Annotated in this window: 6 protein-coding genes; 5 read left to right on the plus strand and 1 reads right to left on the minus strand. The window is 36.0% G+C overall.

What is annotated here, in order from left to right:
* Window positions 1–130: 130 nt before the first annotated feature.
* From J2Y60_RS10540 to J2Y60_RS10555, 4 genes are all read left to right on the plus strand, one after another.
* Window positions 131–1,138 (plus strand): FecR domain-containing protein, encoded by a 1,008-nt coding sequence (locus J2Y60_RS10540; protein ID WP_309917442.1) that lies wholly within the window; start codon window positions 131–133, stop codon window positions 1,136–1,138.
* A gap of 32 nt (window positions 1,139–1,170) precedes the next feature.
* Window positions 1,171–4,545, plus strand: coding sequence for a TonB-dependent receptor (locus J2Y60_RS10545; RefSeq protein WP_309917445.1), 3,375 nt, complete (start codon window positions 1,171–1,173; stop codon window positions 4,543–4,545).
* Between the two features lie 27 nt (window positions 4,546–4,572).
* The gene (locus J2Y60_RS10550; protein WP_309917449.1) at window positions 4,573–6,252 is read left to right on the plus strand and encodes a RagB/SusD family nutrient uptake outer membrane protein; all 1,680 of its coding nucleotides are present in this window, start codon (window positions 4,573–4,575) and stop codon (window positions 6,250–6,252) included.
* 177 nt (window positions 6,253–6,429) lie between these two features.
* Complete coding sequence (locus J2Y60_RS10555; RefSeq protein ID WP_309917452.1) at window positions 6,430–8,325, plus strand: pectinesterase family protein; 1,896 nt, start codon at window positions 6,430–6,432, stop codon at window positions 8,323–8,325.
* 158 nt (window positions 8,326–8,483) lie between these two features.
* On the opposite strand, the gene J2Y60_RS10560 is transcribed toward J2Y60_RS10555, so the two are convergent.
* Entirely contained in the window at window positions 8,484–9,236 is a 753-nt protein-coding gene (locus tag J2Y60_RS10560) for a PepSY domain-containing protein (RefSeq protein WP_309917455.1), read from the minus strand.
* Window positions 9,237–9,389: 153 nt separating this feature from the next.
* Between J2Y60_RS10560 and J2Y60_RS10565 the strand changes: the two genes are divergently transcribed.
* Window positions 9,390–11,336, plus strand: coding sequence for a heavy metal translocating P-type ATPase (locus J2Y60_RS10565; RefSeq protein ID WP_309917457.1), 1,947 nt, complete (start codon window positions 9,390–9,392; stop codon window positions 11,334–11,336).
* The last annotated feature ends 4 nt before the right edge of the window (window positions 11,337–11,340 follow it).

Below are 11,340 nucleotides of genomic sequence, written 5' to 3' on the forward strand. Positions count from 1 at the left end.
AGGTCATTAATATCTTGATTTTAAATGCTTCACAAGATAAAACTAAGGGGATTTTAAAAAAATAGTGTCTTAATAATATAGACCAACTTCTAATACTATTATCCGATTCTATCAAAAGCCTTGAAATACAATGAAACTAGAAATAACATACGAATTAATATTTGACCATTTTGCTCGCAAGACCTCACCTTTGCAACGCAATCTTATTGAAGAATGGCTAAAGGATGAAGCCAATGAGGAACTGTATTATCAGTGGCTAGAAGAATGGGAGAAAAGACATCCTCAATATCTAGCCGAAAGCAATGAAGCCTTGACTGGTTTTACTAGCTTTATCAAAAGTAATCCTCACGACGAATTGCTCACTGAAGATGAAGTAACAGAACAAATATCAGAAAATAATAACCGCCGAAGAATGAATTGGCTAATTGCCGCCTCAATTGTATTGCTAATAGGTTTAACGGCTTTTATTTTCCAAGATAAAATCATCTATCAAAACTACCAAACTACTTTTGGCGAAACGCAGTCTTTAGTCTTGCCAGATGGTAGTAAAGTAACCCTTAATTCAAATTCATCGCTTCGTTTACTTCGCTGGGGTTTTGGCCAAACTAACAGAGAGGTTTTTTTAAACGGAGAAGCTAATTTCTCAGTAAAGCATACAGTTGACAATCAGAAGTTTATCGTAAAATCTGCTAACGATTTTGAAGTAGTAGTGTTAGGTACTGAATTTACGGTGTATGCTAGAAAAAGAGGCTCAAAGGTTATTTTGAATAAAGGCAAAGTACAATTGCGTTATCAAGAAGGAAAACAAAGCAAAAATGTAATGATGAAGCCGGGTGAATTGCTAACACTCGACCGCCACAATCATGTACAAATCAAAGAAACTGCCGAACCACAAGCCTATTCGGCATGGGAAGAGAAACGCTTTGTCTTTGAAGAAACTACCTTAGAAGAAGTCGCCTATTTATTAGAAGAAAATTATGGATTACAAGTAGAAATAAAAGGTTCAGAGCTTTCAAAAAGAGTGCTGATGGGCTCGTTCAGGGCAGAAAATGTAGATGAACTTTTAAAATCAATTTCAGAATTATTAAACATTAATGTGGTCAGACAAGGAACACATGTGCAATTGTCGGAATACTAAAACATTTCCTAAAAACATCTCCTCCATTTATTATGAAAAAACGATTACAAAAAGCCTCAAAAATGGGGCTTATGGTCACTCTCATGCTTCTTGGTAAGCAAATAGGCCTTTCGCAAGCCCTTGCTATGGTGCAACAAATGCCTCAAAATTCGCAGGCAGAAAGAGCTCCATCCTCTAGTAAGAAACTTAAAGATGCTTTATCGGAATTAAAAAACCAGTATAAAGTAGAAATCATGTTTGAACTGAAGACGGTTGAACGCTACATGGTTCAAGCTGGAAGCATTAATAATAATTTGAGTATCGAAAAAAATCTTGATCATTTGCTTTCTCCATTCGGACTAACCTATAAAAAAGTAAACAAAACTTCTTATTTGGTTATGGACGGAAAAAAAGAAAAAGGAAGAGGTGATTCGGGAACACCCTCTTCCGAGAATATTTCCAACCAGAAAAGTGTAGAGCTTAACAATACAGCTAATACTTCCATGTCGGATGTACAAGCTGAAAGTATAGCCATTGTAGAACAAACCGTTTCAGGAAAAGTAATCGACGAAAAAGGCATGGGCTTACCCGGTGTGAACATCGTTATTAAAGGAACGAATAGAGGGGTAAATTCAGATGCGAATGGTAATTATAAAATAGCAGTACCAGACGATAAGGCAGTTTTAGTATTCAGCTTTGTAGGCTATACGAATAAAGAGGTTTTAGTAGGGAATCAAAAGAATATCAATGTTTCTTTACAAGTTGATGACAAAACTTTGAGTGAAGTAGTGGTAGTAGGGTATGGTACTGTACAAAAGAAAGATTTAACAGGCTCAGTTTCTGTATTAAAATCTGCTGATATCGTTGCTACGCCAACGAGTAATGCCTTAGAATCTCTACAAGGGAAAATTGCAGGGTTAGATTTAACCAGAAACGATGGTCAAGCAGGATCAAGCCTAAGCTTTACTTTACGTGGAAACCGTTCATTAAGTGCTTCTAACTCTCCTTTGATTTTAGTAGACGGTGTACCTTATAGTGCCTCTGCATTAGAGATTAATCCATCGGATATTAAAACGATGGTGGTATTGAAAGATGCTTCTTCAACTGCCATTTATGGTACACGTGGTGCAAATGGCGTTATTTTGATTACGACTAATAGTGGAACATCAGGCAAAACAAAAATTTCATTTAGCTCATATTATGGTGTACAAGACAACGCTGGCTTAGGAGCTATTCAAAATGGTGAAGAATACGCAACTTTCAAAAGAGAGGCGTTCCGTACCAGAGGAATTACAGATGATGCAGCGATATTCAATCCTGAAGAATTAGATGCGATTAAAAATCACAAATTTGTAGATTGGCGAGGTGAAATCTTAAAGAAAGGTTCTATTCAAAATCATGAAATTTCATTGAATGGTGGTAATGAAAAAACAACTTTTAATATTTCATTCGGTGCTTATGGTGAAAAAGGTTTGTTTAAAAATGATCAATTGACACGTTATAATGGAAGTGTGGGTGTTAATCATCAGTTGTTCCAAAACGTAAAAATTGGTTCGAAGATTTTTTACACTTATCGCGATAACGACATCCGCCAAGACCCTTTGAATCAGGCCAATAAAATAAATCCTTATGGTACTCCTTACGATGCTAATGGAAATATTATTATTTATCCTGTAGCTGGACAAAGCTTTAACATTACGCCATTGGCTGATGAAGTACCAGGGGTTTACACCAATAATTTGTTAGAAAAAAGGATTTTTAATGCTTCGTATTTAGACTGGGAAATTATCAAAAATCTTACCTTCAAAACTTCTTTTGGTTTAGATATTCAGAACAGTCGCAGAGGGTATTATTATGGCGCTCAAACCATTACGAGAGCTGGGAATATTTCTCAATCAGGTATTGAAAGTGCTAATGTTTTAAATTATACGTGGGAGAATACCTTGACATATCTTAAAACCTTGGGCAAGCATGATTTCAATTTCTTATTAGGAAATAGCTTTTTAAGTCGTTCTACAGAATCATTCTCTGGAACAGGGTTTAATCAAGTATCAGAGACTACTACCTTTTATGACTTAGGCGCAAACTCAACGCAAGTAGCTATTAAAAGTGGTTTAGTAGAAAGCACATTAGAATCCTTCTTCGGTCGAGTAAACTACCAATACAATAATAAATACTTGTTAAGTGCCAGTTTAAGAGCCGACGGTTCATCAGTATTGGCAAAGGGTCATAAATGGGGATACTTCCCTTCGGTAGCGTTAGGTTGGAGAATCTCTGAGGAATCTTTTATGAAAAATAGCTCATTGTTCACTGATTTAAAACTAAGAGGTAGTTATGGTATTTCAGGCAACTCTGCGATTTCTCCTTATCAAACTTTGGGCGGTTTAGGAAAAGTAACTTATTCTTTCGGTGAAACGGCAGCGTATGGTTATTATCCTAAGGCTATTTCAAACCCTAATCTTTCTTGGGAAACGACAGCAACAACCAACGTAGGTATCGACTTTGGTATCTTGAATAATAGAATAAGCGGAGCAATCAATTATTACCAAAGTAATACTAGCGATTTGTTAATGCAACGTGTTTTACCTAATACCTCTGGTTACACAAGTGTGTACGAAAACGTAGGAAAAACAGCCAACAAAGGGTTAGAAATAGAAATTTCAACATTGAATCTTGTAAGTCAATCACCTCAAGGTTTAAAATGGTCAACTGATTTCACTTTCTCGACCAACAAAGAAGAAATCGTAGCATTAACAGGCGGAGCTGATAGAGACTTAGGAAACGGTTGGATTGTTGGTCAGCCTACCCAAGTATATTATGATTATAAAAAGATTGGTATATGGCAATTAGGACAAGAATCTGAGGCTGCAAAATATGGTCAAGTACCAGGCGACATCAGAGTACAAGATGTAAATAATGACGGTAAAATCACACCAGATGCCGATAGAATGGTAGTAGGAACGCCTCGTCCAAACTTTAACCTTGGGGTAAATAATAATATCAGCTACAGAAATTTTGATTTATCTATCTTCATCTTTGCTCGTGAAGGACAAATGATTAAAAGTGAGGCAAGTGGGAATTATAAGATTGATGGTAGAGAAAATGGTCCAAAAGTAGACTATTGGACGCCAGAAAATCCTACTAACGACCACCCACGTCCAGATATGAATAAAAACCAAAACAGTACTTATATGAGTACGCTATATTATGTAGATGGTTCATTCTTAAAAATCAAAAACATCTCTTTAGGTTATGAAATACCTTCAAAAATAAGCAGTAAATGGGGCATCTCGAGAATTAGAATTTACACAACCATGAGAAACTACTTTACATTCAGCAAGTTAGCCCCTTACGATCCAGAACGTGGCGGAAGTTTGGCTTTCCCAATGACCAAGCAGTTGATATTCGGTTTAAATGTTAATTTTTAATTTATCGATTTTTTAAATACCAGCATTATGAAAAAGATACTCACATTCGTTATAGGCGTTGCCGCTTTCGGGCTATCGTCATGCTCAGATTTTTTAGATGAAACCAATAAAAGTGGACTAACAGGCGATACTTTTTATGCCACCACTACAGGAATAGAATCGTTAGTAAACAGTACTTATACCCCATTACGTTTTTGGTATGGCAAAGAAGGTGGTGCTACCATGACAGAATTAGCTACAGACCTTTTTCTAAAAGGAGGCGACTGTCATCATCCAGAAATTGCTGATATGAGTGCCAATTTTAATAGTCAAAGCCCTATTATCCAAGTATATTGGAGTAGACTTTATGCGGCCATCAACTATTGTAATACTGCTATCGAAAAAATACCGACTTCTCCTTTACCCGAAGCTACTAAAAAATTGCGTTTAGGGGAAGTATATTACCTAAGAGCCATGTACAATTGGCTCATTGTCGAAACGTGGGGTGGTGTACATTTATCTACCAAACCAACAATAGGCGTACAAACTACCTCTACTAGAAGTTCTGTTGATGAGTTTTACAAAGTGATATTTGCTGATTTAGACCTAGCGATTGCTAATCTTGGTGGAAGAGTTAACCATGAAGGCGGACGAGTAACCAAACCTGCTGCGGAAGCATTCAAAGCTAGGATGTTATTAACCAGAGGTCAAAATGCAGAAGCAGCAACTTTGGCAAAAAAGGTAATTAGTGATTATAATTTCAAATTATTCAGTGATTATACAGCCCTTTGGGATATTAATAATAGTGAAGGCTCAACTAATTCAGAAGTGATATTCTATGTAAATTATTCTGCTGATAACTTATTAAACCCTGCTGATTTAGAGTTTGATGGCAATTCTACTGCCAACGCTTTCAGACCTGAAGGAGGGAATCAACTACATTTAATGTTTACGCCTCGTTATGATTTTCACGCAGGAATGATTTTGGATATTCCAAACAGTATTGGTTTTCAACGTTATGCTTGTACCAGAAGATATTTAGAGCTTTTTAATAGTGATATTGACCAACGTTATGATGGTACTTTTAAAGAAGTGTGGAAAGCAAACGGCGGTCAGATTGGGGTTTATACTAGTATGATTCAGGGAGATACAGCCGTATATTGGAGTCATAAAGCACTTTCATCGGCTTTCAAAGCAAGTAAAGCTAAAAAGTATGAGTTGAAAGACATCAACGATTTATATAATGCAGACCAATCGTTAGTAGATTTCCGTAATTTTATTGAGATGCATAAACACAACAGTACAACAGATAGAACAGCGATTTTTGAATTTAGAAGTAAAAGAGATGCTTTCGTAACGAGAATTGCTGAAATGTATTTGATTGCAGCCGAAGGAGAAATGAAGGCAGGTAATACTGCTGAAGCGGTAAAATATATGAACCTATTAAGAACCAACCGTGCTAAACCCGGACGTGCCGCTGATATGCAGATTACTGCTAGTCAATTAAACATTGACTTTGTATTAGAAGAGCGTGCCAGAGAATTAGGAGGGGAATTATTACGTTGGTTTGATTTAAAAAGAACAGGTAAGCTAGTAGAATACATCAAAGCTTATAATCCGAATGCTAAAAGCAATATCAAAGATTATCAAGTATTGAGACCAATTCCGCAGTCGCACTTAGATGTCATTACCAATAAATCTGAGTTCCAACAAAACCCAGGTTGGTAAGACAGTGGTGAATGAGTGAGTTGTGAATGAGTGATTAACTATCTCTTTACTAAATACTCTATATTTTTAATGCTTCCTTGGTGGGATAAAATATCCATTCATAAAGCATTAGATTTTATAGAGTATTTGCCTTTTGATAATATTTGACGATATAAATTCAACACTTTTCAAATTCTTATGAAAATAACCCACAACTATACTTTTATAATTTTATTATTCCTGATTTCCTTTTTTGGAAATAGTCAAGCACTAAAAATTCAGCATGATTTAGTTGTTGCTAAAGATGGCTCTGGTGACTTTAGGTATATTCAGGATGCCATTGATGCTGTTAGGGTTTATCTTCCTAATCAAATTACAATTCGTATCAAAAAGGGTATCTACAAAGAAAAAGTGACCATTCCGAGTACACTAAGCAATATTGCTATTATTGGGGAAGACAGTACCATTATTTCCTACAATGATTTCTCGGGTAAAGGGAAAATGGAAACCTTTGATTCTTATACGTTAAGAGTATTGGGTAATGATATTACCTTAGAAAACCTTATCATAGAAAATACCGCAGGAAGAGTTGGGCAAGCAGTGGCTTTGCATATAGAAGGAGATCGTTGTGTAATCAAAAAATGTAGTTTCTTGGGTAATCAAGATACTATTTTCACAGCAGGCGATAATTCTCGACAACATTTTGTAGACTGTTATATTGAAGGTACAGTCGATTTTATCTTTGGCCCAGCTACTGTTTTATTTGAAAACTGTATTATTCATAGCAAAACAAATGGCTATGTTACTGCCGCCTCTACACCAAAATGGGTGAATTACGGGTATGTTTTCAAAAACTGTAAACTAACGGCTTCGGCAGATGTCAACAAAGTATATTTAGGTCGCCCATGGAGAAGTTTTGCCAAAACAGTTTTTATCAATTGCGAATTAGGAAAACACATTTTACCAGAAGGGTGGGACCCATGGGGAAAAGTTGAAAACGAAAAAACAACATTTTATGCCGAATATGGGAGCACAGGAGAAGGTGCAAAAACTGATGCTAGGGTAAAATGGTCGCATCAGCTTTCTGAAAAACAGATAAATGAATATACGTTAGAGAATATATTTTCAGGCAATCCAAATCCAGCATTAAATAATTTCTGGCATCAACCTGCTCATTTTGGCATTACGGGGAAAGTTGACACATCATATAGTAATTACAGTGCTTATGTGAATAGTAAGAAATCTCATCCTGTTACTGAGATTGTACCCGAAAAGTCATTATCAACTGTATCTGAAAGCAAAGGCATTACCTATGGAAGAATTGGAAATAGAGCATTATTGCTAGATATTTTCTCCCCTAAAAAGAAAAGTGAAAAACCATTATCTGCCGTTATGATTATCCATGGCGGCGGATGGCGGACAGGTAATAGGACACAGCACTACCAATTAGCAAGACGATTAGCTGAACAAGGTTATGTATGCTTTACGCCAGAATACAGGTTATCCACCGAAGCACTTTATCCAGCCGCTGTGCATGATTTAAAAACGGCTCTTCGTTGGATGCGTGAAAATGCTACTGAATGGAACATTGATACTAACAAAATTGCAGTACTAGGGTTTTCAGCAGGAGGAGAATTGGCTTCCTTTATGGGCGTAACAGCCGAAAATCCAGCGTATGAAGGGACAAATGGTAACTTAAAATTCTCTAGCAAAGTGCAAGCAATCGTAGATATTGATGGTACACTTTCTTTCGTCCATCCAGAATCCGGTGAAGGCAATGATTCAAAAGGTACTTCTGCGGCTACTTATTGGTTTGGTTACCCTAAAAAAGACAATCCTCAACTTTGGGATGAAGCATCACCATTATTCCATGTTGGAGCAAATACCCCTCCGACACTCTTTTTAAATAGTTCTGTAGATAGAATGCATGCTGGTAGAGACGATTTCAGAAAGGTGCTAGACCAATATAAGATTTATTCAGAAGTACATACTTTTGCAGATGCCCCACATTCTTTTTGTTTATTCAATCCTTGGTTTGAACCAACGGTAAAACATATTTCGGCTTTTTTAAAGAAGACTTTAGTTACAAAGTAGGTTTAACTTATAATTTATTAAATTTTAAGAATAACAAATTTCTATTAGGGTGCGACTTAAATCGCACCCTAATAGAAATTTGAAAAAGCGTTTTATACATTAAACCTCTAACTTATATACTTACACTCTTTGTCTAGTATAGTTGTGTAAAATAAAAATCAAACCTTTCTCTTCTTCCGCTCATTAACAGCCTTCGCACTTACCCAAAAAAGTATAAAGCCTGACAAAATAGTTAGCAATCCAAAAATAGAAAAAGCACGCAACAAGTAATTAGAAATATTATCTCTGCCTTGAAAATCCATTGTGTGTAGCATCCACAGAAAATCAAAAATTCTCCATCGCTGATTCCTAAATTTCTGAACAGTTCCTAATTCTGTTGCAACGTAAACTGTTGTTTTACTAGGATGCTCAAAAGTAATAGCATACGCAGGTAAAGGTTGTTCTCGATATTCATGATGCCCATTGGTAGTAGTTAAATATTCAATGTTACTAACTTTTGCATCCTCAATAAAACTTCTTTTGGCTACTTCAATAGCCTCAGATTTTGTTAATACTCCACGAATCTTTCCCGTCTCAGCATCGGCTAATTTGATTTTCTTGCCTCGGTCATGTTGCTGTGAATAAACAATCTGATAAGTAGGTTTTCCTAAAATCTGAACCAATTTAATATCAAAAATATAATTGACAGCATCTGTTTGTTTTATTTGCTGAATAACAATCTGCGGATTTGCCAATTGAATATTAGCACTTAAGGGATGGATATGCGCTTTTTGATGGTCACCATGTATTTCATCCATATCAGACCAACTAAAGTATAAACCCCCAATCGTCCAAAACAAAAATTGAATCCCTAGTGCCAAACCTAAATAACGGTGAATTTTACGAATACGGAAATGGAAAGATTTTTTCAAAGGATTCTATTTTAGAATTTATATATCGACACCAGACATCATTTAAAATTAATCAAATTTACTTTTTGTCTCCCTGTTGCACTCCTTTTTTATCTACTTTTATCGCATCGTTAGTTTTTTACCTTTATTTATTCATCAACCTTCTTACTTTATATGTGCGACCAACATTCAACAATACATAATCATCAACACGAACATGATGAAAATGATGAACACCATCATCACGAACATACTCATAGTGAAAATGCCGATTGGCAAGAATATTTTCCTGCTATAATTTCATTTGTATTGCTCGTTATAGGATTAGTTTTTGAACACTTTGATTTAAAATTCTTTCAAAATTACCTGCGCTTAGGTTGGTACCTACTGGCTTATTTACCAGTCGGATATCCTGTTTTGAAAAGTGCTTTTAAAAGTATTCAGAGCGGTGATATTTTTAATGAATTTTTCTTGATGGGCTTAGCTACCATCGGAGCATTTGGCATAGGCGAATACCCAGAAGGCGTTACCGTAATGCTATTTTATACCATCGGTGAATTATTTCAAGGTGCTGCTGTAAAACGAGCTAAAAGCTCTATCAAGGCCTTATTAGATATTCGTCCAGATAAAGTTTCTGTGAAACAAGATGGTAAAGTCATCGTAGTAAACCCTACTAAAGTAGCCATCGGTGAAATCATACAAGTAAAAGCAGGAGAAAAGGTCGCACTAGATGGCATCCTAGTTTCTGACTATGCCGCTTATAATACCGCTGCTTTAACAGGCGAAAGTGTTCCTGAAACCAAGAAAAATGGCGATAGCGTTTTAGCAGGAATGATTAACTTGGATACCATAAGCGATATAAAAGTAACAGCCGTTTTCAAGGATAGCAAACTCTCTAAAATCTTAACAATGGTTCAAGATGCTACTGCTAGGAAATCGCCAACTCAATTATTTATCTCGAAATTTGCCAAAATCTATACCCCAATTGTATTTGTTTTGGCAGTATTGATTACTCTTTTGCCCTATTTTATAGTAGAAAATTATATTTTCGGAGAGTGGCTTTATCGTGCTTTGGTATTCTTAGTAATTTCTTGTCCATGTGCCTTGGTAATTTCCATTCCTTTAGGATACTTTGGCGGTATTGGAGCAGCATCACAACATGGTATTTTGTTTAAAGGAGCCAATTTTCTAGACATCATGACTAAAGTAAACGTTGTTGTAATGGATAAAACAGGTACGTTGACAAAAGGTGTTTTCAAGATACAGCAAGTAGCCATCATAGATTTTGATGAAAGAAAAGCCTTAGAATTACTTGCTTTATTAGAAAGTAAATCATCACATCCTATTGCTAAGGCCATTGTTGAATTTGTAAAACCCACCCTTCCTGAAAGTACATTAAGTAATTTCCAAGAAATTTCTGGCTTTGGTTTGAGTGGACAAATAGAAGATAATCAAGTACTAGCTGGCAATTTAAAGCTTTTAGAAAAAGACAATATTGCTTTTCCTGAAACCCTTCGTGAAATCCCTGAAACCATTGTTGTATTAGCTATCAACAGACTATACGTTGGATATGTTTTAATTGCAGACGAAATTAAAGCGGATGCTCATAAAACAATTGCTGACTTACAAAAACTTCATATCAAAACAGTGATGCTGTCGGGAGATAAAACATCTGTCGTTGATAAAGTAGCCAAAGCATTAAACATTAGTGAAGCTTATGGTAACTTAATGCCAGAAGATAAAGTAACTAAATTGCAAGCACTCCGAAATCAGCAAAATACAATTGCTTTTGTAGGAGATGGTATCAATGATGCTCCTGTAATTGCCTTATCTGACGTAGGAATTGCGATGGGAGGGATGGGGTCTGATGCAACAATAGAAACAGCAGATGTAGTCATTCAAAATGACCAACCTTCCAAAATCGTAACGGCCATTCATATTGCTAAAGCTACTAAAAAAATAGTGTGGCAAAATATCTCATTAGCTTTTGGCGTAAAAGTTTTAGTACTTATTCTCGGAGCAGGGGGCTTAGCAAGTATGTGGGAAGCTGTTTTTGCTGATGTTGGCGTGGCACTTATGGCCATTCTAAATGCTGTTAGAATACAAAAGATGAGGTTTTAAAACA

It is taken from the genome of Arcicella sp. BE140 (genome assembly GCF_031456255.1).
Classification (GTDB): Bacteria; Bacteroidota; Bacteroidia; order Cytophagales; family Spirosomataceae; genus Arcicella; species Arcicella aquatica.